The sequence below is a fragment of the Aquimarina algicola genome (assembly GCF_006443095.1).
Classification (GTDB): Bacteria; Bacteroidota; Bacteroidia; order Flavobacteriales; family Flavobacteriaceae; genus Aquimarina; species Aquimarina algicola.
Genome location: NZ_VFWZ01000002.1, coordinates 772,158 through 795,369, shown reverse-complemented (window position 1 = coordinate 795,369; position 23,212 = coordinate 772,158). Strand labels below are relative to the sequence as shown.

Annotated in this window: 32 protein-coding genes; 25 read left to right on the top strand and 7 right to left on the bottom strand. The window is 31.6% G+C overall.

Features of this window, described 5'->3' with window-relative positions; all coding sequences use genetic code 11:
• The first annotated feature begins 1 nt into the window (after position 1).
• From FHK87_RS07515 to FHK87_RS07480, 9 genes are all read left to right on the top strand, one after another.
• On the top strand, positions 2–943 hold the full coding sequence (locus tag FHK87_RS07515; protein WP_140592063.1) for a hypothetical protein: 942 nt from the start codon (positions 2–4) through the stop codon (positions 941–943).
• On the top strand, positions 909–1,094 hold the full coding sequence (locus tag FHK87_RS07510; RefSeq protein WP_140592062.1) for a hypothetical protein: 186 nt from the start codon (positions 909–911) through the stop codon (positions 1,092–1,094). The genes FHK87_RS07515 and FHK87_RS07510 overlap by 35 nt, the downstream gene beginning before the upstream one ends.
• A 135-nt stretch (positions 1,095–1,229) precedes the next feature.
• A complete protein-coding gene (locus FHK87_RS07505) occupies positions 1,230–2,102 on the top strand; it encodes a hypothetical protein (RefSeq protein WP_140592061.1) in 873 nt (290 codons plus the stop codon).
• 118 nt (positions 2,103–2,220) lie between these two features.
• Positions 2,221–2,346 (top strand): hypothetical protein, encoded by a 126-nt coding sequence (locus FHK87_RS26520; RefSeq protein WP_262711248.1) that lies wholly within the window; start codon positions 2,221–2,223, stop codon positions 2,344–2,346.
• Positions 2,300–2,998: a carboxypeptidase-like regulatory domain-containing protein gene (locus tag FHK87_RS07500; protein WP_226294138.1), complete on the top strand. Its 699-nt coding sequence runs from the start codon at positions 2,300–2,302 to the stop codon at positions 2,996–2,998. Before FHK87_RS26520 ends, FHK87_RS07500 begins: the two co-directional genes overlap by 47 nt.
• Before the next feature lie 408 nt (positions 2,999–3,406).
• Positions 3,407–3,667, top strand: coding sequence for a hypothetical protein (locus FHK87_RS07495; protein ID WP_140592059.1), 261 nt, complete (start codon positions 3,407–3,409; stop codon positions 3,665–3,667).
• A 585-nt stretch (positions 3,668–4,252) separates the two neighbouring features.
• On the top strand, positions 4,253–4,543 hold the full coding sequence (locus tag FHK87_RS07490) for a helix-turn-helix domain-containing protein (RefSeq protein ID WP_140592058.1): 291 nt from the start codon (positions 4,253–4,255) through the stop codon (positions 4,541–4,543).
• A gap of 28 nt (positions 4,544–4,571) precedes the next feature.
• Positions 4,572–5,801 carry a hypothetical protein gene (locus tag FHK87_RS07485; RefSeq protein ID WP_140592057.1) on the top strand — a complete coding sequence of 410 codons (1,230 nt, stop codon included), beginning with the start codon at positions 4,572–4,574 and terminating at the stop codon, positions 5,799–5,801.
• On the top strand, positions 5,798–6,052 hold the full coding sequence (locus FHK87_RS07480) for a hypothetical protein (protein ID WP_140592056.1): 255 nt from the start codon (positions 5,798–5,800) through the stop codon (positions 6,050–6,052). The genes FHK87_RS07485 and FHK87_RS07480 overlap by 4 nt, the downstream gene beginning before the upstream one ends.
• A 163-nt stretch (positions 6,053–6,215) precedes the next feature.
• On the opposite strand, the gene FHK87_RS07475 is transcribed toward FHK87_RS07480, so the two are convergent.
• The gene (locus FHK87_RS07475) at positions 6,216–6,998 is read right to left on the bottom strand and encodes a hypothetical protein (protein WP_140592055.1); all 783 of its coding nucleotides are present in this window, start codon (positions 6,996–6,998) and stop codon (positions 6,216–6,218) included.
• A 943-nt stretch (positions 6,999–7,941) separates the two neighbouring features.
• On the opposite strand from FHK87_RS07475, the gene FHK87_RS07465 reads away from it, so the two are divergent.
• From FHK87_RS07465 to FHK87_RS07430, 10 genes are all read left to right on the top strand, one after another.
• Positions 7,942–8,073 (top strand): recombinase family protein, encoded by a 132-nt coding sequence (locus tag FHK87_RS07465; protein WP_140592054.1) that lies wholly within the window; start codon positions 7,942–7,944, stop codon positions 8,071–8,073.
• A gap of 226 nt (positions 8,074–8,299) precedes the next feature.
• On the top strand, positions 8,300–8,428 hold the full coding sequence (locus tag FHK87_RS26515; RefSeq protein WP_262711247.1) for a hypothetical protein: 129 nt from the start codon (positions 8,300–8,302) through the stop codon (positions 8,426–8,428).
• A 415-nt stretch (positions 8,429–8,843) separates the two neighbouring features.
• Positions 8,844–9,359, top strand: coding sequence for a hypothetical protein (locus FHK87_RS07460; RefSeq protein WP_140592053.1), 516 nt, complete (start codon positions 8,844–8,846; stop codon positions 9,357–9,359).
• Positions 9,360–9,493: 134 nt separating this feature from the next.
• Positions 9,494–10,057 carry a hypothetical protein gene (locus tag FHK87_RS07455; protein WP_140592052.1) on the top strand — a complete coding sequence of 188 codons (564 nt, stop codon included), beginning with the start codon at positions 9,494–9,496 and terminating at the stop codon, positions 10,055–10,057.
• Positions 10,058–10,807: 750 nt separating this feature from the next.
• A complete protein-coding gene (locus FHK87_RS07450) occupies positions 10,808–11,035 on the top strand; it encodes a hypothetical protein (protein WP_140592051.1) in 228 nt (75 codons plus the stop codon).
• Positions 11,035–11,202 carry a hypothetical protein gene (locus FHK87_RS26120; RefSeq protein ID WP_226294137.1) on the top strand — a complete coding sequence of 56 codons (168 nt, stop codon included), beginning with the start codon at positions 11,035–11,037 and terminating at the stop codon, positions 11,200–11,202. The genes FHK87_RS07450 and FHK87_RS26120 overlap by 1 nt, the downstream gene beginning before the upstream one ends.
• A 47-nt stretch (positions 11,203–11,249) precedes the next feature.
• Complete coding sequence (locus FHK87_RS07445) at positions 11,250–11,543, top strand: hypothetical protein (protein ID WP_140592050.1); 294 nt, start codon at positions 11,250–11,252, stop codon at positions 11,541–11,543.
• 651 nt (positions 11,544–12,194) lie between these two features.
• Complete coding sequence (locus FHK87_RS07440) at positions 12,195–12,377, top strand: hypothetical protein (RefSeq protein WP_140592049.1); 183 nt, start codon at positions 12,195–12,197, stop codon at positions 12,375–12,377.
• Positions 12,378–12,418: 41 nt separating this feature from the next.
• Entirely contained in the window at positions 12,419–13,510 is a 1,092-nt protein-coding gene (locus tag FHK87_RS07435; protein WP_226294136.1) for a DUF1611 domain-containing protein, read from the top strand.
• A complete protein-coding gene (locus FHK87_RS07430; protein ID WP_140592047.1) occupies positions 13,492–15,285 on the top strand; it encodes an alanine racemase in 1,794 nt (597 codons plus the stop codon). Before FHK87_RS07435 ends, FHK87_RS07430 begins: the two co-directional genes overlap by 19 nt.
• Positions 15,286–15,360: 75 nt before the next feature.
• On the opposite strand, the gene FHK87_RS07425 is transcribed toward FHK87_RS07430, so the two are convergent.
• The 6 genes from FHK87_RS07425 to FHK87_RS07400 all read right to left on the bottom strand — a co-directional run bounded on the left by FHK87_RS07425 (position 15,361) and on the right by FHK87_RS07400 (position 19,039).
• Positions 15,361–15,672: a co-chaperone GroES gene (locus FHK87_RS07425; protein WP_226294135.1), complete on the bottom strand. Its 312-nt coding sequence runs from the start codon at positions 15,670–15,672 to the stop codon at positions 15,361–15,363.
• A 9-nt stretch (positions 15,673–15,681) separates the two neighbouring features.
• Entirely contained in the window at positions 15,682–16,725 is a 1,044-nt protein-coding gene (locus FHK87_RS07420; protein WP_140592046.1) for a beta-1,6-N-acetylglucosaminyltransferase, read from the bottom strand.
• Between the two features lie 235 nt (positions 16,726–16,960).
• A complete protein-coding gene (locus tag FHK87_RS07415) occupies positions 16,961–17,311 on the bottom strand; it encodes a cupin domain-containing protein (protein ID WP_140592045.1) in 351 nt (116 codons plus the stop codon).
• Positions 17,312–17,679: 368 nt separating this feature from the next.
• Entirely contained in the window at positions 17,680–18,219 is a 540-nt protein-coding gene (locus FHK87_RS07410; protein ID WP_140592722.1) for a helix-turn-helix domain-containing protein, read from the bottom strand.
• An 84-nt stretch (positions 18,220–18,303) separates the two neighbouring features.
• Positions 18,304–18,651: a hypothetical protein gene (locus FHK87_RS07405; RefSeq protein ID WP_140592044.1), complete on the bottom strand. Its 348-nt coding sequence runs from the start codon at positions 18,649–18,651 to the stop codon at positions 18,304–18,306.
• Between the two features lie 193 nt (positions 18,652–18,844).
• Entirely contained in the window at positions 18,845–19,039 is a 195-nt protein-coding gene (locus FHK87_RS07400; RefSeq protein WP_140592721.1) for a cold-shock protein, read from the bottom strand.
• 1,016 nt (positions 19,040–20,055) lie between these two features.
• On the opposite strand from FHK87_RS07400, the gene FHK87_RS07395 reads away from it, so the two are divergent.
• From FHK87_RS07395 to FHK87_RS07370, 6 genes are all read left to right on the top strand, one after another.
• Positions 20,056–20,295, top strand: a complete 240-nt coding sequence (locus FHK87_RS07395) for a hypothetical protein (RefSeq protein WP_140592043.1) — start codon at positions 20,056–20,058, stop codon at positions 20,293–20,295.
• Between the two features lie 271 nt (positions 20,296–20,566).
• The gene (locus FHK87_RS07390) at positions 20,567–20,962 is read left to right on the top strand and encodes a hypothetical protein (RefSeq protein ID WP_140592042.1); all 396 of its coding nucleotides are present in this window, start codon (positions 20,567–20,569) and stop codon (positions 20,960–20,962) included.
• A 167-nt stretch (positions 20,963–21,129) separates the two neighbouring features.
• A complete protein-coding gene (locus tag FHK87_RS07385; protein ID WP_140592041.1) occupies positions 21,130–21,372 on the top strand; it encodes a hypothetical protein in 243 nt (80 codons plus the stop codon).
• Positions 21,373–21,405: 33 nt separating this feature from the next.
• A complete protein-coding gene (locus FHK87_RS07380) occupies positions 21,406–21,699 on the top strand; it encodes a hypothetical protein (protein ID WP_140592040.1) in 294 nt (97 codons plus the stop codon).
• A gap of 212 nt (positions 21,700–21,911) precedes the next feature.
• Positions 21,912–22,187: a DUF6166 domain-containing protein gene (locus FHK87_RS07375; RefSeq protein ID WP_140592039.1), complete on the top strand. Its 276-nt coding sequence runs from the start codon at positions 21,912–21,914 to the stop codon at positions 22,185–22,187.
• A gap of 46 nt (positions 22,188–22,233) precedes the next feature.
• The gene (locus FHK87_RS07370; protein ID WP_140592038.1) at positions 22,234–23,145 is read left to right on the top strand and encodes a hypothetical protein; all 912 of its coding nucleotides are present in this window, start codon (positions 22,234–22,236) and stop codon (positions 23,143–23,145) included.
• The last annotated feature ends 67 nt before the right edge of the window (positions 23,146–23,212 follow it).

Below are 23,212 nucleotides of genomic sequence, written 5' to 3'. Positions count from 1 at the left end.
TTTGTGGCTTAGAAGACAAAGCACTAAATATCGTAATCATCCAGATAGTTTTAATAAGGAGATAAAAAAATCCTTGGATAATTTAATCCCGATATTAGGCTATGATTGGAAATTAATGACAAAACCGAAACCAAAAATAAGAACTATAGAAGAAAGTGTAACCATATTGATCAATCTTTTAAAAAAAGACAAAGAGATTACGCAACGTCTTAGATCTTTTCTTTTTAGAGCAAAAAAGAAATATGCCAAGGATCCCAATTCTTTTTCAACGAGCGATATAAAACTTTTGGATTCTTTGAATCCGTATCTGGATCAACCTTGGAATCATTATCAAAAAGGAGTACAAGAGCCAAAATCAATATTAGAACGTGCCAAAGAAATAAAAACAACATTAAAAGCTAAAGAAAACCTTTCTTCATATAATAAAAGTTGGTTAATTAAGATTCGTAGAAACTATAGAAATCTAATCGTTACCTATTCCAAAAATGAATTAAAAGCACTTAATGAACTAACACCTTATCTTTCTTATGATTGGCGCATTTATAAAAAAGAAAGAGAATTAGATGAATTTCTTAAAAAAATAATACATTCAAAAAAACCTATTACAAAAGCACAATTACGGTTTTTAAAAACCCGAGGGATAACTTTTGACGATGAACAGTCAACTGTATCACCAGAAACCTTAAAAAAGCTGCAAAGCCTCAATGAGCAATTAGGAACTGATCAGAATTTGATCATTGATGATAAAAGGACATTTGATTTTAAGATCGCTTCTATTGCTATTTCTTTGTCTAAAGAACTCGGAATTAGTAAAACCCAAAAAAAATGGCTTCAATTTCAGGCAAATCTTTTTTTGGAGAACAAGAAAGATTTTTCTGAAATTGAAATCATAAAACTAGATAGTTTAAATGTATTATTGGGCAAAAAATGGACAGATGTTTAGTGGTATCAAAAGCTTTATTGGATATAGGATATGTGTAAAACTCATTAAAATATTACGTCTTAATCTTGGCAAAAAACTAGTTCCTAATATGCAAATCAGAATACATGAAGTAGATTTTGATAAAGGTACTTGGAATATTTATAACAATTAAATCGCATTGATTTTATAAACATAATAATTTGAGAATAGCCTAAAACCATATAAAAATTGTTGGTTTAGCGTTGTTTAAATTGATCTGATATAGAGCATCTTTTTTATTTTTGTTCTGTAGAACATTCACTCTCTTATGACTACAAACAGAAAACAGAAATACTATCAGGACCGTTTTGATGAAAAGTATAAAGTGATCAAAACAAATCTAGAATTTGATCATCCTTTAACAACCACACAAAAACAATGGTTACGCTTACAAAGGCTCAGTCATCAAAAAGAAGGCGGTATAGATCCAATAACACCTTATAAAATTGAAAAATTAGATGAACTTATACCTTTATTGGGGTATGATTGGAGAAGCTTTAAAAAAAGTAATGGTAAAAAATTACTGAGTTTTAAAAAACGAATTGAAGAAATTAAGCTGACCATTTTTAATAATGGTGCTCCTGATTCAAATCAATTCGAGTGGTTAAAATCCAAAAAACGTATTTTTAAAAGAAACCCTAAGAGTTTAAGTATTCAACAACAAAGGCAATTAGATGATCTTACAGAACTCCTCGGTTTCAGTTGGCGGGATATAATAATCAAGAAAGGAAACAGCATTTTTAATTACTACTATTATAACATTAAAAATGCAATTCTTAAGGGGGAAGATATATCTGATTCAGATAAAGATTGGTTGACTTCTCAAGGAGGTAGATATGCAGCAAAAGAATACATCTCTATCCCTGAACATCAATTAGAACGACTAGAAGAACTAAAGAAGCTATTAAAGCTCCCCTGGGAAGTATCAAACACAAACCAGAACCCTTATATTAATAAGGAGCATAAATCTACAGCCCAATGGTTTAAGGAAATGGCTCCTTTTATTAATATTACCCAAATAGAGTATAAGTATGATATGCCCAAAGGGTTAATCCAAAAGTTTTGTAAATACGACACCCCTATTGATCATAGATGGGTTTTAGTATTAGAAGAATTTAGAAAGGAATTTTGTGATTTTTGATGAAACTCTAAGACTTATAATTTATAATTTGATAATTGAGTCAATTGTATATCTTCTAATTTGTAAACTATAATTTAGATCAAAATACAAGAAAGCAATCACTTTACCTCCCAATGAAATGCCTATAGAAGAAACATCAAGTGCATATCAAGCATTACCAGAGTTAGAAAAACGAGAAATACAAAACATTATACAAAATGAACGCGAAGCAAAATCTGGAGCAAAAGGTAATAAATGTCCTTAAAACGATATTTCTTTTGGCGATCCTAAATTTAGGATCAACTATGGTAGCTCAAGATATTAAGGGTAAATATTGCCTTCAATATGGAGTAGAAACTACAGAAAATTGTATAACCTTTGAAGGTGACTATTTTATATATGAAGGTCCCTGTAGTATTGGAGACTTGGGTTCTGATTTTGGGGTGGGTCATTATACAAAAGACAATAATACATTATTTCTTAATTTTGATTTAACAAATGCCAGTTTTGGAGACTACCACAATACGGAAAGGTCTAAAACCGATAAAGATTTCATTACTTTTAATATTAAAGTTTTGGACTTAGATAGCAGTCAAGCAATCCCTTACGCTAATGTGATTATTGACAAGAAACAAGAAATGACTCAATCTTCAAATAAAGATGGATTTGTTTCTTTTACATTTAAAAAATCGGAAATTCCTAAGAAAGTTGAGATTGCATTTGTAGGCTATAAACCGTATAGCTTTTATTTACAATCCAATTATAACTATGATGTAAAAGTATTCATGGCAAAGGTAAAAGGGTGTGAGATTGTTGATGAAGTTTGGGAATTTAAAATTTTGAAGAATAAGGACAACTCCGAATCATTAAAACGATTAGGAAAATACAAAAATCAAATTTGGCGTAGTCCTTATTGATAATTAATTATATCTAATACTACTTCAACAGAAAAGTAGCAAAGAATTAAAAAGTCAACATTTATTTACTTCTGTAAAGATCTATTTCATTAACCAAAAGAATGGTTTTTCTTTATTTACTTGTAAATATTAAAGAATCCTAATATTTTTATAAGGGATTTGGATATGTAAAATATGTGATTGTTTGCACCCTACCCTACTGAGCAATATTCTTTTGCTTTCCAGGTCTTATTTTAAGAAAAGCTGTAAAAAAGTTTAGCAAGTTTTTTTGACTCACTAAACTTTATTAGCCAACAGATTGAAGTATTCTATCAAACCTTAGAAATTGAACAGTGGAATGGCAAGAAAGTTTCAGGGTCTAATATTGATGTTAGAGAAGTTGTCGATTCTAAAGTTGTCAAAAGAAGAGTGAACCTAAGCATTCCTGAAATAGCCTTGTTGGGACGATTGTTTTCTCAAATAAAAGTGATCAATATAAAGGATAACAAGCAGCAATATTTTAAGTTTCTCTCACAAATCTATACTTCAAGGGACAATACCGATATTTCAGAACATAGTATTAAAAATGAGTTTTACTCCAGTTCTGATACTACTCTTGAAAATGTAGAACGGGTATTAATTAGAATGCTTAATACCCTTCAAAAACTAAAAGCTTCAGCTTCCCGCTAAAAAATTATCATAAAGACGTATTTTCTTTTGTTCTTAATGGATATACTGGATTAATCGGACCGCTCAAAATTCAGAAAAGATATGGAAACACCTACGCTGTCATTCTGTTTGATATTGAACCCTTCTTGATATTATATTTTGCTTTTGTTCTGACTACTTTCATCATCAAAATACAGCTTGCAAGTGTTAATTTTTTAACAACCTCTGAAACCCCCAGTATTTATAGGGGTTGCATTTCAGTGCGGTCTTTAACCATTTTACTGGGGTTCCCAGCGTTTTTTTATAGATCATAATTTTTTTTTCTGTCATTTAGTGTCATTTAGTGAACTGGCACTAAATACTTAAATAATTCATATTCAATTATTTAACTTGATTTTTCAAAGGGTTGCGCAACCCCTGCGCATTACATTCACGTTTGTTTTTTTGTTTTCTTTATTCCGGAGCTGTTGAAAGGTGAATCCCGAAAGATCAAGTTCGGGATATATAATTGCAGTAGGATCCATTTTTTAAAGACTGCAACCAGTAAATAACGTGCCTTTCTTCACTCTTTTCAAACTTGTAGAACAGTATTAAATATATAGCACAATGGAAGTCATTGTATTTGAAAAAGAAACCTATTACAAACTCATGGAAGAAACTATGACCCTTATGTACAAGGTTATTGAAGAAAAACATAAAGAAGCGATCGCCAACGCAGAAGAAGAAAAAGAGTTCTTGACCACAAAGGAAGCCTTGAAGTTGATGGGCTTAAAGAGTAAGACCAGGCTTTATGCCCTTAGGGATCAGAAAATCATAGAATACTATCAACACGGTAGACGAAAACTATATTCCAAGAAAAGTATTATCGCCTATCTCAATGGTCAAAAAATTACCTAATCGTACCCAACACTTAAAAAATATGCATATGAATACCAACGATACAGCCCCTTTACGTCCCCATTATGATTTTGGGAGCATTTTTAAAGCTACAAAAGTATTTATAGACCGATACAATGAGCAGCATGATCGATTAACAGAACGGTTGAATGCTAATCACAGGGCTACAGCAGAATTGATCACTCGCCTATACGCCCAACAACTCAATAAAGCCATTTCTTTAGGAGAAGATGTCAGTACCTCCCTCCCGGGGTTTAAAACCTTTAATCCGAGCTTAGCGTCCTGTAAAGGATGTACGGTTCGAACGATCATTAATCATAAAGAACGTTTAAAAGCTTCAGGCTTTATTATCGAAGAGGTCCACAGAGGGAAAACAGGGATAGAACTCTGGATCAACCCACAGATATTTGCTCCAAAAAAGATATCAACACCCCATGTGGATATGCAACCTGTACTTGAACAGATACAAGCTGTTTCTGAGCATAAAGTGAAAAATTTACCCCCATTAGTTCATGAACAACAAGAACAAAAAAATAATAATAGCAGTGTGGATACCTTGATAACTTCAAAGAAAGGAGTTCGCCTATCGGCTCACAGGACCAAAAATAACTCCGTTACAGGAACAGGACATGAACAAGACATGAACACGAGGGAAAGCCGAACTTCTGACTCAAAAAAACAAACCCGGGGCGCGAAAAAATCGTCTCAAAAAGAGTCAGAGTCGGCTTTTTTATTGCAATTGGTGCGGGATTTCTGGAGCTATGCGAAGTTGGTTCTGTTTGCAGAGCTGCTCTTAAGCGAGCCTGAAGAAACCGAAATCCTCAATCACATCTGGGCCTCGGTGTATCGAAAATTCAAAATCAAAGGTAGCAAAGAGGACTGGAAAGGCTATCAGGATATCTTGTACAAACGGGTGGATATGGTAGCCCGATACCTGGAGCGCAATCCGAATCGATGGATTGCCCCACCGCATCTGTATTTCTATCCTGAAAACAAGCGCAATGGGTTTAATAAAACCTACGAATGGTTTATCAGGCAGGAATTGCTTAAAAAATCCATTCGTAATCAAATCCTGATCCAGAACACCGAAAAAGAATGGGAAGATCACAACCAGGGAAAAGGAAGGCACAAGCATAAAAGTCGTTTACAGCTTTTTAGGATACAACAGCAACGCTTATCTACCTTCAAAGACGATGCACTACTACGCGCTTATGAGAAAAGTTTACAACGGACTCTTTTAAAACCTACTACAAAATGATCGCTCCTAATCTAGCCAATACCGCACTTTTTAAATGTATTGTATATTTTCATGATGGGGAATCCAGAACGTTTTATTCCTTAGATAAAAGCCATAAACGAGCGAAACCCAACGAGGCTCTTGGAATACGACGATTAGAAAAGATGCTGATGTTTCGTTTTAGAGGGACATGGGAGACTGCAATTATCTATGAAAACCTCCCAAAAGGAAAGGAAATTGCGAAATACAAAAATGGTATTCGAGTGCTGTAATCCCTGTAAACATTTTTGTAAACAAGTAAGATTTATATATGCAATTCCATTGTCAACATTAATATAAATAGGAGTTTGCATAAAATATTGTCTTGTTATATCCTGTAAACCAATACTGTGCTTTCTAAACTGATTAACTTAGAAAGCACAACATATAAAAAAACTAATTCTTAATGGCTGCTCCAATAGACGACCCAACTCCAGTCGCTAACGCTGAAGTTAAAACTTCTTGTCTATTTCCTCCTCTGATAAGCCCTTCGACTGCACCCTGGGCAGTACCACTCAAATCCGATACCACGACTTTTTTAACTTTTTTCCAAAACTTTTTCCACCATCCCTTTCTAGGACCTTTTAATGCTATAGAAAATTCTCCTTTTAAATTTGTTTCATCTTTCCAGTCTCCAAAATGTTCATACCAATATTGTGCAGAATAGCCCATTACATCAACCGCATGTTGCCAAGCTATTCTTTCAATTTCATTTAATTGATCTGGTGGAGTATTGATGATGCTTTGCGAGTATTCAAATATTTCCTGACCTCCATTTTCATCAGTTTCTGTTATCGCTTGGTCTATATAATCAATCAGCTTCTGTAATTCAATCTGTAAAGGTTCAGATAGTACAGTTTCTTCAGTCCCATTGTAATGTGAAACAAACATTTCGTCAATAACATTTGAATTAATGATTTCATTGTTGGAATGCAAAAACATTAAACCATCTTGGATCACTTGTTCGTTCATATCACTATCTGAATTATAGTGTTGATTTAATAAGCTTTTTTCATAAACATATGCCAATCCTTCATTGTGAAGTTTCCCTGTTGTAATTACCGGGTTGTTTTTACTATCGGTTTGATCGTCAATAGTTTCTTCTTTTTCACTACATGAAAAAGTAATTGCTAACAATAGCATTGCAAATGGAATGCTTTTAAAGGCTTTATTAGTCATAATGATATTTATTATACCTTGCTCTGTTGATTTTGTGAAGAGTTTTGGCGGTTTATATATACACTTTTCTAACTCACTATCGCATTGAATAAAGTTGTTGTTTTAAAGCTCGGAGAATATGTTTTGATATTTTACTTGGTGGTGTTTTCCTCAATCCCACCATTTCTCATGAAAATGGAAGGTTAGCCCTTGTACTTTCAACCATAAGGATATCTTTGGATTATAGAATGAATAATTTCTTATACCAAAATTCAGATTTTATTTATTCTAAATCGATAGTTAACTAACCCAAAAAGATAGGTGTAAACAACGTTAATTTTTAGGTTACTTAACCCTTTTAAGGAAGGTTTTCCACATTTTGAGAAACAGGAATGTATAGAATACCTAAGTCCACAGAAATAGGAATCGTATTTTCAGAGCGGATCGACTTCCTAATGGTTATAATACTATTGCAAGTCCTGCTGGTGTCTTTGATGTAATTATTATTGACAGCTGGAATAAAACAGGCTTACTATCACAAGATTTTGACCGATTACGAAAAGAATACCCCAATACTATTTTTATTGTCATTTTCCAACGGACTACTCAAAAAACAATACGAGGGGGAACAGCTCCTTTATATGATGCCGGGATCAATATTGAAGTTATCAAAGTTGATGATACGTTTCATAATAATTATGCAGTAACCACCAAAAACAGATATGATGTTATAGGAATCAAATACAATATTTTTACAAAAAATATTATAGGAGCTGCAGAGGTTTCTTCAAAAGAACAAATAGAAATGTTATGATTTATTAAATAGATTTCTTGGAATTATTATCTGTTGTTTTATTTGGTGGTTTTATTGAACTTTTAGTTAGAAACATAAGAATAAAACCTACCCAGTTTAATAAAACGGTTCATTTTCTAAGTTTACCAATTAATACTTAAATGAACTATTATGTTATTTGGATATGCACGTATAAGTACCCCATCTCAGAAATTTGATTTACAAATAGATGCTTTATTAAAAGCAGGAGTAAAAGAAAAAAATATTTATAAAGATGTTTCCTCGGGAGCAAAAGCAAATTGAAAAAATAATAATCTTCATTTTAGAATAAACACAAACATACAAATTACCCCCTTATCTGGATTAGCTCCCGTTAAGGTTTTTTCTTTTTAAAAGAAATTAATACACAGAATAAAACCATATAAGTAATAGAAAACATTAATGTGGAAAACCGTAATTATTGTATAAATAATTTGTAGATATTGTAGATTGAAAAAACTCAGTAAAATATTATAAAAATAGGAAGATTATGGCACTTAAACCAGGACCTAAAAGAAAGGCAAAATCCACAGGAAAACCCGATAGAAGACAGAGAGATAATAAAAATACTCCAGGAAACACACCAAGTTTAAAGCCCTCTAAATCAACTAAAAAATAGTATAGTTAAACGATGAATTAATTAAACGAATAGGAATCAGTGATTCAATAAAAGGGTTTATCGAATTTGGTTTACAGTTAAGAGGAGATACTTCTAGAAATCCATTAACTTATATAGATTTTTATATGACAGGTTATATGAATTTGAATTTAATTGGTTACTTCCCTGATTCATTGGAAGGGAAACAATCATTTAATAATTTATTAAACGATTCCAAGCACTCAGCATATGGTTCAATTTGTAAAGCTTTTACAACTAATGACAATAAATGCTATCATAAATCAAAATTACTGTTCGAATATTTTAAATCTGATTCAACCCTTATTAGGGCGTGTAAGGTAAAAGGGGATTTAGAGAGCTTTAGAGAAAGCTTGAATAAGCTAATAAATTAAAGAACATGTTTTATTATTACAAAATGGAATATTCATTGGAAAAAATGGATGAATATTTGAAGAATGGATTAGCAATCGATGCTACTATGGGTGGATTGATTCTTGGGAAATCTCATAGCCAAGGAGGAATTTACTTTTGGGTGAAAAGAGATAATGTTTTTGTATTAGAAGGAGAAGTTGAAGGATATGAATATATTATGAACCAAGGAGCAAGTCACTGCTTTTCCGAAAGTACTTATAGATTTCATCAACCAGAACTTCACAAACATGATTTTATAGATTATGAACCTGACTTGAATATCAAACTTCTTGATACAAGAGATCTTGGAGACCCGAAATTTTTATTGTTTGATTCTGGAGGTTTCTCTATCATAAATAAATGGTCTACAAAAGGATATCTTAAAACAATAGATGAAATGAATAAGGCTGTTACAATTGAAAAAATTGATGAAAAAAATGCAAGACTTGTTTATAATAGCAATAAGCCAATTGAAATATTTTATTATGATAAATATGAAGGTTATATTTCAAAATTGTAATTAAAAACTATAGCTTTAGATTTTAGATCAAATAGACAAAAATATATTAATGGGCTTTCTGATTTTGAAAAACAATTTTTAAGAATTAACAATCAAAGTTCAATAAAACGATTGTTTTACCTCATTTAACGAAAATGATAAATAAGCGTGATAAAAACATAATTTCAAGTTTATCAACTAAATTAGGACTTCCTACTCTGGAAAGTGGGATATGTATAATTCGTGACGAACTAAATTGGAGAGTTAATGAAAAAGAGATTAACTACTGTTGGCTAGTTAAACACTTTATGGGTCCTATGTCAAAGGAATGGTGGTTATTCTCTATTAAACTCGAAGAATCTGACTTTAGAGGACTTGAGAATCCAGAACTACTAATTCAAGGTATATTTACTGCTGATATAGATGGAAATATTGAGGACTTTTATTCGGATACACAAACACAAAATTTTACTGATAAAATAAGAGATTTAACTTTAAATAACATGTTGGATGTATTTAATAGAACGGCTTTTGGAGTTCAAATGCGTGACGGAAATATTTATCAGTATTTTATTTTTAGCCCAGGTTCAAACTCGAGTTTTTTTCTAAATAATCCTCAATCTAAGGATTGGGTGCTATGGAGAGAGCAGGTTAGGAAAACTGGATGTAAACTAGCACTAGAGTCTAATATTTTTAATTTAATAAAAATATTCAAATAAACGAGGTACAATCGAGTAGTCCGACGCGATGATAGTTCACCGTGTTAAGGCTCTCACACCACCAGATCCTGAATCAAGTTCAGGCCAAGCCAAGAGCGGATCTCGTATATGGCGGTTCGGCATACATTATCATAAGGCCCTTTCCACCCTCATAGGTAGTTCTTAGTTTAATAATAGGCTATACTGCCTCAAGGGTAGTATTCCTAATCGAATTTTAGAACGTATACCGTTCCGTCCTTCCCTGCTTGTGAGACCTCCACACTCTCAGCGTGGTTCGTTTCCCACAGGTACTATGACTTCTGCTTATTGAAAATAACGTCTTTAGCGTTACTTCTCCTTGTACCCAACCCGTGGACTAGGAGACCTCCCCCAGGCAAGGACATCTTCTTTCCCCCGATCCCTGCCACATCTACTATTTCAACACCTAATGAAAAAACAGCATTTTGGACTTCACAGTGATGTGCCTACTTATCCCGTCTCTTAGTCTCAGTATGCGGTTCGTGTTCCTCTGTACTGAGTTTTGTAGTCCCGCTTCCTTCACCGTATACCTCACGGTAAACCAGCTTGCGGCTTACTAATGGTTCAAGGCGTTACCCATGCCCATAAGGGACTCGCACCCTCTAGATTAATAGTTACCTTTCGGTAGATAAAAGATGCCCATGCTGGGCACACACAAGATGTAAAAATGCATTAAAAAGTATTTTACATTAAACGTTACTAAAGTTCAAATAAAAGATAAAAAATAACAAAATGAGTTGGGATTTGTTTGTACAAGATTGGGGGAAATATGAAACATTAGATGAGATTCCGGATAGTTTTAAACCAAAATTCATTGGAAAACGATCCGAAATAATCAAGAAAATTAAGGTGATAGAGCCAATGGTGAATTTTTCTGATACTTCATGGGGTATTTTGGAAAACGAGTTTTTTTCTATCGAATTTAATATGGGGATTCCGAGATTATCAATGGTTTTGTAATGCACGTCAGAGGAAGCGAGTTAGCAATACCTTGTATCGGGAATATCTTGGAAACACTTGACTTAAAAGCTGAGGATGGTTCAACACCGAATTTTTTTAATATCGAAAAATCCAAGGACAATATTAAAAAGTGGATCGATTATAAAAATACCATACTCAAAGGATAAATAAAGTTCAATAAACCGATAATACTATGACTTTTAGATAAATAATTATGAATGAGTTTAATTATAAAATATCAGAATTGGAAGTTGATTTTTATAAAGGTTTTAAGGTTGAAGTGTCTAAAGATGATGAATTGCTGCTCGCAGTTGATAAAATAGATGATTCCTTGTGGCTAGTTCAAACATCATGGGCTGAAGATAATTTAATTCTAATTAAGAAAGAGTTAGCGGACGAATTGGTCAAATTTTTAGAGTATAAGATTAATGAAAGATATAATACTGAGTTACCAGTAATTTTACATCCAAACTTTTTTATGTCAATAGATACATCTAACCCTAATTAAGTAACATTAAATTTTAAGGATAGAATAAAAATCCTATAAGCAATAAAATCATGCTCTAAAAGGGAGCATCGTTTATATTTTATTTCAACAAAAAAACGCAATACTTATAACTTTATAATTCTAAATAGTATGTTAAAAAATAAAAGATTTTTTGAACAGTTTGGATAAAAGAATAGCTAATAAAACATATAAGTGATTTTAAACCATGCTTTGAAATCTTAAATTTTATTGCTTTCCCTACAATAATATCAAATAGTCCCAAAACTGTGATTTATGTAACATTCAACTCCTATTATATAACCTTTTATCAGTTAATTATAAAGATCTTTACCTTAACAATTTACACTTTGTTGTTTCAAAATTCAAACGATGAAGAATTTATATTGAGATTTGTTATACAGTTCCTTTTCAAAGAAAAGACTATAGTAAAAAATAATTCTTAGAGCGAATTAGACATTATACAAGATAATCCATTGAATCATTTTCTGTTTCCTTTTATTAGTAATTTACTAATAAAACTTTAGGTTCCGGCGATTATTTCCGTCCTTATATAGTCACCGGGATTTAAAGAAACTTAACAACTTTAAGGATAAGACTAGAAGGATCAAATTGTATTAAAAGAGGTATTTAAAAAATTATAATATAGTAGATATGAAACTTGATAATAAGGTAATTGGTAAATACAAAATAGGAGATACCGTATTCACTAAAATCAACCCTAACATTTCCCTGATCGTTCGAAGATATATTAATGGAGTTTATTACTGTGGATTTCAAAATGACCCTGATAGATGGGAATTAGGTTTGACCGCCAGAGCATTGGTAGGAAGTTAAACTATTCCAAAATCTATTTTTTATCTTAAATCATGCAAATTATGAAAACATCGGCAATAGTTTATTGCGAAAATGAATTTGGCAAATTAGATGGTAAAGTCGCAAATGGTCTTGTCAGGCTTTCTGGGAAGTATAAAATCGTTGGGATTATAGATAGCACCAAATCAGGTCTTGATGCCGGAGAGTATCTGGACGGAATTAAAAATGAGATACCAATATTTCAAAATTTTAATAAAGCGATTGAAATATTAGACAGCGTTCCAGAATACTTCATCTACGGGATTGCTCCCCTTGCACCATTACTTAATAATAAAGAGAAAAAAGTTATTTACACAGCCATTAAATCTGGAATGCATATTGTAAACGGACTACCAGAGTTTCTTTCAGATGATGCAGTTTGTATGGAGCTTGCAAATAAATATAATGTATCTGTTTTTGATGTAAGAAAACCACCTTCGAAAGAAAATCTTCACCACTTTACAGGCAAAATAAGAGATGTTCAAATACCAATAGTAAAGATATCCGGAACAGATTGCGCAGTTGGTAAGCGAACCACCGCGCTTAAATTGGTAGAAGCTCTAAAAAATAAAGGTTTAAACGCTATCTTTGTAACTACAGGCCAAACAGGAATACTTCAAGGTTCAAAATATGGTATTGCCATAGATGTTCTAAGTTCTGGCTTTGCTACCGGAGAAGTAGAAAATGCTATTCTAGAAGCAATGAAAGAACAGCCCGATATTATCGTAGTAGAAGGTCAAGGAGCACTTAGTCATCCGGCATTTACCTCTTCAAGTGCAATCCTTCGAGGGGCTATGCCTAAGGCTATTGTCCTTCAGCATCCACCAAAAAGACGCACTAGGTGTGATTTTCCAGATATTCTAATGCCAACACTTGAGAGTGAAATAAAAATGTTAGAAACCTTCTCCGGATCCAAAGTAATTGCAATAACAATCAATCACGAAGATATGAATGACGAAGAAGTTGAAGATATAACAAAGGCTTATGAAGAAAAATATCAATTACCTGTTACTGATGTCCTAAAAAACGACTGTGGTAAGCTAGTAGAAAAACTTCAAGAAATATTTCCTGATTTAATTCGTGTCAATCCACTACTATGTCAATCCCAAGAATAGATATTAATCTTAGTAAAATTGCTCATAATACTAAGATTTTAAGCTCTATTTTTCAGTCAAAAGGCATAGACGTCATTGCTGTTACTAAAGGAGTTTGTGCAGATCCTCATATTGCTAATATTTTGGTAAAGAGCGGGATTAAAATTCTTGCTGACTCCAGAATATCAAATATCAAAAAAATGCGTATTGCTGGAGTCAAAGCAAATTTCTTGTTGATTAGAACCCCAATGATCAGTCAAACAGAATCAGTAGTATTAGATACTGATATGAGTCTAAATTCTGAGTTATCTGTAATAAAAAAACTTTCAGAATATGCTATCCTACACCGTAAGATTCATAAAATTATACTCATGATAGAATTAGGAGATTTACGTGAAGGAATATTACCATCACAATTAGAAAATACTATCAAAAAGGTACTGACTCTAAAAGGTATTAAACTTGAAGGTATAGGTACAAATCTTGCCTGCTTTTCCGGAGTTAAACCCACCGCGGAAAAAATGGACATACTATCCTCTATTGCTAATAGTATTGAGAAGAAGTTCAACATAAAGCTATCTATAATCTCAGGAGGGAACTCAGCTAATTATAATTGGTTTAATACTACAAAAGATTTAGGCAAGATTAATAATTTGAGACTTGGAGAGTCTATATTTTTAGGTTATGAACCTTTAACCGGAAAGCCGATTCCAAAACTTTATCAAGACGCCTTTATGTTGACAGCCGAGGTTATCGAACTGAAAAACAAATCATCAGTACCAGATGGCGAAATTGGTCTTAACGCTTTTGGTAACAAACCAAATTTTAAAGACCAAGGCATGATAAAGCGAGCTATCTTAGCCATGGGGGTTCAAGATGTAATGGTGACTGGATTAACCCCAAAATTAGATATTGAAATCCTAGGAGCGGGTGGGGATCACATTATAATCAATGCCAAAAAAGAAGACTTAAAAGTTGGAGACGAGGTGTCATTTACATTAAAATATGGAGCATTAGTTACCGCTATGAATTCATCCTATATTTTTAAAAACATCAAGACACCAATAACCGCAAAAGAGTATTGCACAATAGTAGAAGAAAAAGACAGGTTGCACAAAAAGAAAACCTCAATGATGACTGTCATGGAGAATAACTCGCCATTGATAAGTCTTCAGGATTCAGGCTTTAATCTAATATTCGAAAAGTCCATTCAAAAAAACTATCGTTATTTAGTTAGAAAAGAAGTGTACGAAAAAATAGGACGGATTAGTAGACTTCTGGATAATCAGGGGAAAAAACTAATTATTAGATCAGCCTGGAGATCATTTGAGCATCAGCAAAAATTATGGAATCAAAAAGTCAGTTTTTTGAAAAAGAAATACCCCAAAAAAACTGTAGAAGAAATTAATGAAATAGTGTCAAACTTCATTGCGCCAAGAGTGCAATCTACCCATGCAACTGGAGGTGCAGTTGATACCCTGATCTATGATTTACGAAAGAAATGTGTATTGGATTTTGGAACCAACGATGGACTACATATAGATTTAAATGAAAAATGTTACCCCAAACATCCTGACATTAGTGAAGAAGCAAAGAAAAACCGAAAGTTTCTTATGGAACTTTTTGAAAATGAAGGTTTTGTGTGTGATCATAAAGAATATTGGCATTTTGACTATGGCAATATTGGTTGGGCGGTAGAAAAAAATAAAAAATATGCTCACTATGGTATTTTAGAAGAGTCTTATGTGCAATCAACTGTTTTTAAATACCCTAACAAAACTCCCTTTTATCTTTAGGTTTATTTATTAATCTTCACGTTCTCTTCTAGTATGGCTCATCATTGTAGTTAAAACTAAACTTATTAGGTCTTTTTATATGACTTCCAAATTGACTGATCGAATAATACCAAAGATGTTTGATTCTTTAATAATAAACATAGCAATACCCTCCATAGAAACTTCTGTTGCTGAATCCTTTCCGAATAACACAAGATTTCCAACCTTTACAATCATAGGCTTATCTTTTTTACCATTTCCAATTGCCAGTATGATTCCTTTTTGAAATTTCTGATTGCCATTAATTGTATCAGAGATGACAATCCCTTCCTCAGATTTTTCCTCCGCTACATCCACCTTTATCAATACCCAGTCCCTAAGCGGTTGTATTTTAAATTTATCTATCATCTTTATTATTTATTTACTTCCATTAAGTAGTCGTTTATTTAGTTGAGCTGACGGATTTATAATAGTTTCCTTATCTAATGAGATACTTTTTTTCATTTCCGTATCTGTTGTTGGAATAAGATTAAAATCTATACTATTAGCATTATTTGTTACTTGATCTGCTATCAAAGCTTCTTCCAAGGTATGTAATATAAATTCATCTACTCTTTCATTAAATTTCCGGGCAAATAAATTTTCTTCTTGCATTAAAAAATCAAAATCAGATTCTGTTAAGGTTTTTGGTTTCAATTTTGCGTCTCTATCGGCTATCCATATAACAGCTCTTTTATCATTGTTTATAACGATTTCTTTAAATGACGTATTCATAAGTACGGTCTGAAAAAATGATTTATCAGCATTTAGTGTATTATGATAGAAATCTTCAAATTTTTTAACTTCAGGGCTATAGCAGATAAATTCACAGCAAGTTCTGGTCAAGATCATCCATTGTTCGCCAACATATAGAATCACATTTTTCATAAAAGATCTTTTAAAGGGTATGCCTGAGAAACCAATATCAATGCCTTGAAAATAGTTTTCAATACGGTTCAGCGTATCAGGGCGCACTCTAACTTGACTGACTACTTTCATGAAGTTTTTCCCTCTATTCCTGTGCAAAAAATCAAGAATAGAATCTTGGGATTTCAAAGGAAAATCCTGATCACTTAGATTAATAAAAAAATCCCATTTCAGACAACGATTTAAAAGATATTCAATCCCATTAAGTTGAGATTGAACCATATTGTATTTTCCTATGTCTATGGTTGTACTTTTCAAGAAATAAGAGTTAGAATAATCTGCCAAAAAAGTTTTAATATCTTCTTTTGCATTAATGTCAGTTTTTTGATTGATATGAATTAAGTAGTGATTTTCAGGATGATAAATAGCTTTAAACAATCTCTTAAACTGTTGGGGGAAACCTTGAACCATAATAAAATAGGCAATCTTTGGTCTTCTTTCTAAAATCCTAAAATGAAAGCTTTGAGCTTTTGTTATATCTAATCGCTGTGTCATTTAGCATGTATATTATTTTAGCACTTAACTTTTGTCTTAATTAACATTATTATAAAAGCTCTCTTTCAAAAAACACAACCTCTTTTTTCTCTGGATCTTCGGCAAATTTGCAATAGTATATTCGCCTATAATATAGCCGTACAATCAATTTAACTTCAGGGTTTACTTTCGAATAAACAGTATCGCCCAGTTTGAATTTACTTTTTTGCCTTTCCATATACTTTATTTTCAAATTTTAGATACTTACGTCTTCATAACCACTTTTAATGATAATCGATATCATTTTAAATCGCTTATTTGCCATCATTATATTTCTTGCATGAGCAGGGATAATAATTGCGTGACCTGTTTCAATGATATTTGATTCCTCATTAATAATAATCTCAGCTTCTCCATCTATAATTTGAATAAGATTGTCAAAAGGAGAAGTTTTAGAAGTCAATGCTTCTCCACTATCAAATGATGATATGGCTACGATTCCTGTTTTTTGCTTTAGAATTGCTTTCATTACCACAGATCCAGGCGCATAATCAATGGTATCCACCAATTTGTGCTTAAAGGATTTTTCTAATTCTTGATTTTTCATAAATGATATTATAGAAGATTAATGTTAAACTAGAATACGTTAGCTACGATTTGTCAATACTATTTATTCCTCGCTCCTTTTCTCTTTTCTTTTTGCAGCTTTTGCAGCTCTCTTTTCTTTCAAACTTTTTGCCGGGGCTTTTTTACCTGACTTAGATTTACCTTCTTTTCCTTTTGACATGATTTTCCGTTTTTTAGATTATTAATACCCCTTCAAGTATAAAAAGGAGTTTGAAACGGATACAAAAATCAGATAATTAAAACTTTAATGTGTTACACAGGTTTAAGCCTATATTACACATATCACACTTTTCTGTGGGATCAAGTATTATGAACATCGAACAAACTATACAATATGATGTTTAGCTATTATAAATCTTCCAGATTTTGTTTACGTTTTTCTTTCAGTTTTTTATAAAAAGTAGGAGTTAAACCTGTGATTTTTTTGAATTGATTAGATAAGTGTGCAACACTGCTATAGTGTAGTTTATAAGAGATCTCTGTAAGATTTAGTTCATCATAAATAAGCAATTCTTTAACCTTTTCAATTTTATGGACAATAATAAATTGCTGAATAGTAACCCCTTTCACTTCTGAAAATATATTTGCTAAATATGTATAATTATAACCAACTTTTTCGCTTAAATAATCGGAATAATTGACTTTGGGCAATTCATCTGTGTAATGAATCATTTCAATAATAACGTTTCTGATTTTTTCAATTAGAATACTCTTTTTACTTTCCATCAATTCTAAGCCTGATTTACTTAGATTTTTTTTCAGTTCGAGGCGTTGGTCTTTGGTAATATCTTCCAAGAGCTCAACAACACCTAATTCTAAAACCATATAATGCAATCCAAGTTTTTTTAACTCTTCTTTGACCATCAGTTTACATCGTAAACTAACCATGTATTTTATGAATAGTTTTGTACTCATATTTATAAAGGTTTATATGTAAGATATTTGTTTATACTTCAAGAGTTAGGGTTTATATCATTCTCGAAGATGTTGTCCAGGTACAAGTTTTTGTAAGCGTAATATGGTTGACACTTCTCTACTCTTTTTTTTCTCAATAATTATATCCTTAGTAAACGAGATGATAAAATTTTCTCCAATATGTTTATCCGCATGTAATGTATATTTCTCAAGTATAACAGACAGAACTTCATTAAAAACCAATATCTCATCAAATCCAGATACGGTTTTACAACAAAACGAATAACCTCCTTCAACACGTCCTTGATACACTCCCTCTAGTTGTTCTATTCGGTTTATTTGTTGGGAATAGCCAATGGTAAAAAAAATCAGCACTATTAAGAAAAGTTTTATCTGTATTGTCATTTTTTGTTTTTTGTATGGAGTATTACTTTGAGAATATATTTTAAGCATTCTCAAACGATCACAACACCTCTATTATATTTGAGACTGGATGTTAGATACTCAAAATTTAAGCGTATTGTCAGTATAGGATATAAGACATAAAAAGCCATCTTCAATAGATGGCTTTTCAATATTCTTAGAGCGACAGGAATTCTTATTTAATCAATTCAACATTGACTGCGTTCATTCCCTTTTGACCTCTTTCCATCGTAAATTTTACATTATCGTTCTCGCGAATTTCATCTATAATACCGCTTTGGTGTACAAAAATATCCTCATCGGAATCTTTGAGTTTAGTAAAGCCAAATCCTTTGGTACTATTGAAAAATTTTACTGTTCCTTCTTTCATTACTTTGTATTTATTATTTATTATTCTATTTAATGTTTGTTTTATAATATTCATTGTTATTTAATTTATTGTCTTAAAATTTTATCCTTATTCTATAGGTATGACTTGTATTTTTCCCAACTTTCACAAAATTCTAATATGGTCCATAATAGCTAAAAAAATGTTCTTTTTGTATGATAGGGTATTCCATATTCATTAACTGTATCCACAATACCAATATTAATGCACAAAAAATACCGTAAGCATTACAATAGTTTTAAAGATCATACTGTTATTTACATGCTTTTCGATTTTATTTGTTTTAAAATAATTGTTCACCCTGTTTCTCAATGTTTTTGAAAACTTAGAGTTTGTTCTTTTTGAAAATTTTAGATTTTTGATAATATCAACTTTTTGTTTTAGGCCGGTCCTCTTATAATTACGAGACAACGTATAAACGTAATAGATGGAGAAACAAACAGGGAGATCCAATTGTAAAGACTTGTTCTACATTGAAAACAATACTCAAACCTATGTTGCTATACTTAATATTTAACTTAAAATTGTTTTTTGCACTATTGCCGAGAAAAAAAGAGAGCAAGAAAAGAATATTGAATTTGAAAAAACAAAATTAAATTGGAGCTTTACGAATTTTATCATTGTAAAGATACCTTTAATTTAAGTGTTATCTCCAAATCATATGTTAAATATTGATCCCTTAAAAAGGGGGTGTCATATTGTAAGACACGATAAATGCTTCCGGACACATCTTTCGACTTGTCAAATTTTAGTAATATAATTTGATGGAAGAAATTAGAGTTTATGCAATAGTGGACGGTCAAGAATATGGACTTGCCTATTTTAAGAAGTAACAGATTTGAACTAATAAAAGGTCCATAAACTAAGCTTAGGGGAGTTGAAGAAGTTAATATTGCTATCAACGAACATAAAAGAACTAGGCAAGATCAAAAAGTAGACAAATATAAGCTTATAACGGTGCTAAACTAAAGTCCAAATAAAACGATAAATTTTGATACATGAATTTATATAATTTAATAGCAATTAATCCCATTACTGGTGAATTAATTGAAAATATTGTAGATACTAAAGACAATATAATTGAAATATCACCTATCGAATTAGATGGAGATAGTCTTGATCATTTGGACAATGGAGTAGAGTCTATAATCTTTGAAGGAGAAAATATTAAGGTTGAAATAACTAAAATGACATATGCACAATTAAAATCTTTAAAAAGATCAATTGAACTATTATAATAGTAGAGAAAAAGAAACTTAGGTATAATAAACGATGATAACAGTACAAGAGCTAATAGGAGAACTAAAAAAGATGCCGGCATCTTTACCACTTTCATTGAATATAGAAAAAAAGGTGTTCCCATAAAAGTTCAATTAACAAAAATCAAGGTTGAAAAGCTTGGTTTTGTTACTCCTTATTGTGACCCAGAAACCAAACAAAGTTTTGTTGTATTATTAAATCAGAAAGGAATTTAAAGTTTAAGAAAACTATAAAAAGTAAAAAAAGAAAATGACCCGAGTAAGAGAACAAGCATTTAATAGTAGAATTAAGAAATTTCTCCGCGAACAACCTGAATCTAATGCCTCGAAAAAGATTCTAGAAATAGAAAAATTTGATCCTCAATTTCAAAGTTATTACCAACTTTTTGATGAATTAACATACGAATTAGGTTTGAGAATAGTTGCTCTTGAAAGACCTAGTAAGACTGGCAAAACGATACGGTATATTCCTTCAATTAAGTATTTTCCTGACAATCTGTTAAATGAAGAACCCCGTGTAGATAAATTAATTAATGAAGTATCTCCTTTAAGTTTAAGTAAATGTTATAAACATTTGGCTAAAGAATTGATATACATAATAATGAAAGTTTCTAACTTAGAAGAGATAATACAAACATCTAAATAAACGATGAATAAGCAACATATACCATATAAACAAAGATTAGGTCATCTCGAAGACTTTAAGGTAAAATATAGGGTTTATTCTAAAGACGAAGGAGGTCGAGAATCGCTCCCCTTTCAAGGAATACGTTCTGATTTTTGGTATGAACATATAATCATAAAATGCAAGGAATGTTTATTATTTGGCCAGAGTTTGAAAACATAACTGGCGACTTAATTAAATCAGGGGTTGTTTTAAGAGAAAGTATAGCTAGAATGTGGATTGTAAATAAAGTACTAAGATCTTATCATCAAGAGAGAATAAAGGTTGGAACGAAAGGTTATTTTATAGAGGGAAATAAAACTGGGGAGTGCGAAGTGGTCGAAATAGTTGGCTTAATGAATAATCCGACTACAACAAATAAAGTTCAATAAACCGATAATACTATGACTTTTAGATAAATAATTATGAATGAGTTTAATTATAAAATATCAGAATTGGAAGTTGATTTTTATAAAGATTTTAAGGTTGAAGTGTCTAAAGATGATGAATTGCTGCTCGCAGTTGATAAAATAGATGATTCCTTGTGGTTAATTCAAACATCATGGGCTGAAGATAATTTAATTCTAATTAAGAAAGAGTTAGCGGACGAGTTGGTCAAATTTTTAGAGTATAAGATTAATGAAAGATATAATACTGAGTTACCAGTAATTTTACATCCAAACTTTTTTATGTCAATAGATACATCTAACCCTAATTAAGTAACATTAAATTTTAAGGATAATAAATTAAAAGTTCAATAAAACAAGAAAACAAAAAAATCATGGAAAAACTTAAATTTGAAAATAAATGTATTGACCAAGAAATCATTGAACATCATATATGGTGGTGATGGGGAAATTGTTTTTAATGATTCTGCAAATGCTAAACTAGCAAGACTAAAGTCTAAATAAACGATCAACGAAAGAAAACCATGGCAATATTTAAACTAAAAGGAGATAAAACTACCAGTAAAGTTTGGCTTAACGACAAAGAATTGGAACTTAAAAAATCCCTCAAAGTTAAGTTTTATTCTCCAAGTGGATTTTCATGGGGTTATGATGGTGCTGGACCAAAACAATTATCATTAGCAATTTTATTAGAACTTTATTCAAAACAATGGGCTCTTGATGAGTATTTGTATTTGTTGGAAACTGAAATATCAAAATTGCCTTTTGATCAATCATTCGAAAAAGAAATAGAGTATTAAAGATTAAAAGTTTAAATAAACCATTGTTAGTGGCAATTAAAACAGAATGAGTAAATCCAATCAAATAACTCCAGATTTTACAGAAGACCTTGTCGGTTTTATGGTTCAGAGTATGTTGACTATCGTTCGTTTTCCTAAAGCAACTTTTGCGATGGTTCCTCTTTCTAAGAGTGAAGAAAGGATTTATGGTGCTGATGTGAGAATTGAATCCATTAGTCCAATTTACATTCAATTTAAAAGGTCATTAGCATATCCTGATTATAGCTCTGCACAATTCATAGAAGATAGAAAAGCATTGAAGGCAAATTGTTCTCCAAGAACTTTATACTTTGAATTGAGAGCAAAGAAACCCAAGCATAAGGATTTTCAACATAATATACTTTTTAATTTAAAGAACAAATTGGATAAAGCGGGAAAGGGAAAAGCTTTTTACACTGCACCATTATTTCTCAATAGAACAGCATATTTGTTAGCTGTTCATGTGTCTTCCTTGTTATCATGGAGGCCTTGGCACTGGTATAGACATGACCCTTTTTTTGAACAAACACAGAATATCTTAACTCAAACAGGAAGTATAAGATTTCAAAACATTCCAATCCTTAGGGAGCATATTGTTATTCCTCCTCATGCAAAAGTTACAACTCATAAACACCGATATAGCTATTTAGAATCTGGAAAAGAAATCTGTTTTCATGAACCAACTATACTTGATAACGGACAAAATCTTGGACAAACAATTTATGACTTTTTGAAATTTCGAGATGGTCAACCTAATACGGAAATGATTAATCTAAAGGAGTCAATGTCTTTATTGGAAGACCTTAGCGAAAATATTGTTTCACAAAAGAATATTAGTTCGAATGATCAAATAATAGATAGATGGTTACATTTTGGTGAGAAACTCTGGAAAGAATATGAGATCTATCAGTATATGCTAATTAAACTGAAAAATGAATAAAAGTCACTAACATGTATATAAGTAATGGCTTCCTAAAGTCAGCCACTACTTATATAAACCGTTAAAA

What these genes read in the sequence shown, in the direction of transcription:
- FHK87_RS07415 (WP_140592045.1), bottom strand. Translation starts at nt 17,311, where the DNA reads ATGAAAAATCAAGAATTAGAAAAATCCTTTAAGCACAAATTGGTGGAT.
- FHK87_RS07425 (WP_226294135.1), bottom strand. Translation starts at nt 15,672, where the DNA reads ATGATAGATAAATTTAAAATACAACCGCTTAGGGACTGGGTATTGATA.
- FHK87_RS07455 (WP_140592052.1), top strand. Translation starts at nt 9,494, where the DNA reads ATGATAAATAAGCGTGATAAAAACATAATTTCAAGTTTATCAACTAAA.
- FHK87_RS07475 (WP_140592055.1), bottom strand. Translation starts at nt 6,998, where the DNA reads ATGACTAATAAAGCCTTTAAAAGCATTCCATTTGCAATGCTATTGTTA.
- FHK87_RS07390 (WP_140592042.1), top strand. Translation starts at nt 20,567, where the DNA reads ATGACCCGAGTAAGAGAACAAGCATTTAATAGTAGAATTAAGAAATTT.
- FHK87_RS07450 (WP_140592051.1), top strand. Translation starts at nt 10,808, where the DNA reads ATGAGTTGGGATTTGTTTGTACAAGATTGGGGGAAATATGAAACATTA.
- FHK87_RS26515 (WP_262711247.1), top strand. Translation starts at nt 8,300, where the DNA reads ATGGCACTTAAACCAGGACCTAAAAGAAAGGCAAAATCCACAGGAAAA.
- FHK87_RS07500 (WP_226294138.1), top strand. Translation starts at nt 2,300, where the DNA reads ATGAACGCGAAGCAAAATCTGGAGCAAAAGGTAATAAATGTCCTTAAA.
- FHK87_RS07395 (WP_140592043.1), top strand. Translation starts at nt 20,056, where the DNA reads ATGAATTTATATAATTTAATAGCAATTAATCCCATTACTGGTGAATTA.
- FHK87_RS07370 (WP_140592038.1), top strand. Translation starts at nt 22,234, where the DNA reads ATGAGTAAATCCAATCAAATAACTCCAGATTTTACAGAAGACCTTGTC.
- FHK87_RS07405 (WP_140592044.1), bottom strand. Translation starts at nt 18,651, where the DNA reads ATGACAATACAGATAAAACTTTTCTTAATAGTGCTGATTTTTTTTACC.
- FHK87_RS07460 (WP_140592053.1), top strand. Translation starts at nt 8,844, where the DNA reads ATGGAATATTCATTGGAAAAAATGGATGAATATTTGAAGAATGGATTA.
- FHK87_RS07375 (WP_140592039.1), top strand. Translation starts at nt 21,912, where the DNA reads ATGGCAATATTTAAACTAAAAGGAGATAAAACTACCAGTAAAGTTTGG.
- FHK87_RS07445 (WP_140592050.1), top strand. Translation starts at nt 11,250, where the DNA reads ATGAATGAGTTTAATTATAAAATATCAGAATTGGAAGTTGATTTTTAT.
- FHK87_RS26120 (WP_226294137.1), top strand. Translation starts at nt 11,035, where the DNA reads ATGCACGTCAGAGGAAGCGAGTTAGCAATACCTTGTATCGGGAATATC.
- FHK87_RS07385 (WP_140592041.1), top strand. Translation starts at nt 21,130, where the DNA reads ATGTTTATTATTTGGCCAGAGTTTGAAAACATAACTGGCGACTTAATT.
- FHK87_RS07510 (WP_140592062.1), top strand. Translation starts at nt 909, where the DNA reads ATGTATTATTGGGCAAAAAATGGACAGATGTTTAGTGGTATCAAAAGC.
- FHK87_RS07440 (WP_140592049.1), top strand. Translation starts at nt 12,195, where the DNA reads ATGAAACTTGATAATAAGGTAATTGGTAAATACAAAATAGGAGATACC.
- FHK87_RS07420 (WP_140592046.1), bottom strand. Translation starts at nt 16,725, where the DNA reads ATGACACAGCGATTAGATATAACAAAAGCTCAAAGCTTTCATTTTAGG.
- FHK87_RS07410 (WP_140592722.1), bottom strand. Translation starts at nt 18,219, where the DNA reads ATGGTTAGTTTACGATGTAAACTGATGGTCAAAGAAGAGTTAAAAAAA.
- FHK87_RS07380 (WP_140592040.1), top strand. Translation starts at nt 21,406, where the DNA reads ATGAATGAGTTTAATTATAAAATATCAGAATTGGAAGTTGATTTTTAT.
- FHK87_RS07435 (WP_226294136.1), top strand. Translation starts at nt 12,419, where the DNA reads ATGAAAACATCGGCAATAGTTTATTGCGAAAATGAATTTGGCAAATTA.
- FHK87_RS07490 (WP_140592058.1), top strand. Translation starts at nt 4,253, where the DNA reads ATGGAAGTCATTGTATTTGAAAAAGAAACCTATTACAAACTCATGGAA.
- FHK87_RS07400 (WP_140592721.1), bottom strand. Translation starts at nt 19,039, where the DNA reads ATGAAAGAAGGAACAGTAAAATTTTTCAATAGTACCAAAGGATTTGGC.
- FHK87_RS07505 (WP_140592061.1), top strand. Translation starts at nt 1,230, where the DNA reads ATGACTACAAACAGAAAACAGAAATACTATCAGGACCGTTTTGATGAA.
- FHK87_RS26520 (WP_262711248.1), top strand. Translation starts at nt 2,221, where the DNA reads ATGCCTATAGAAGAAACATCAAGTGCATATCAAGCATTACCAGAGTTA.
- FHK87_RS07430 (WP_140592047.1), top strand. Translation starts at nt 13,492, where the DNA reads ATGTCAATCCCAAGAATAGATATTAATCTTAGTAAAATTGCTCATAAT.
- FHK87_RS07485 (WP_140592057.1), top strand. Translation starts at nt 4,572, where the DNA reads ATGAATACCAACGATACAGCCCCTTTACGTCCCCATTATGATTTTGGG.
- FHK87_RS07465 (WP_140592054.1), top strand. Translation starts at nt 7,942, where the DNA reads ATGTTATTTGGATATGCACGTATAAGTACCCCATCTCAGAAATTTGAT.
- FHK87_RS07480 (WP_140592056.1), top strand. Translation starts at nt 5,798, where the DNA reads ATGATCGCTCCTAATCTAGCCAATACCGCACTTTTTAAATGTATTGTA.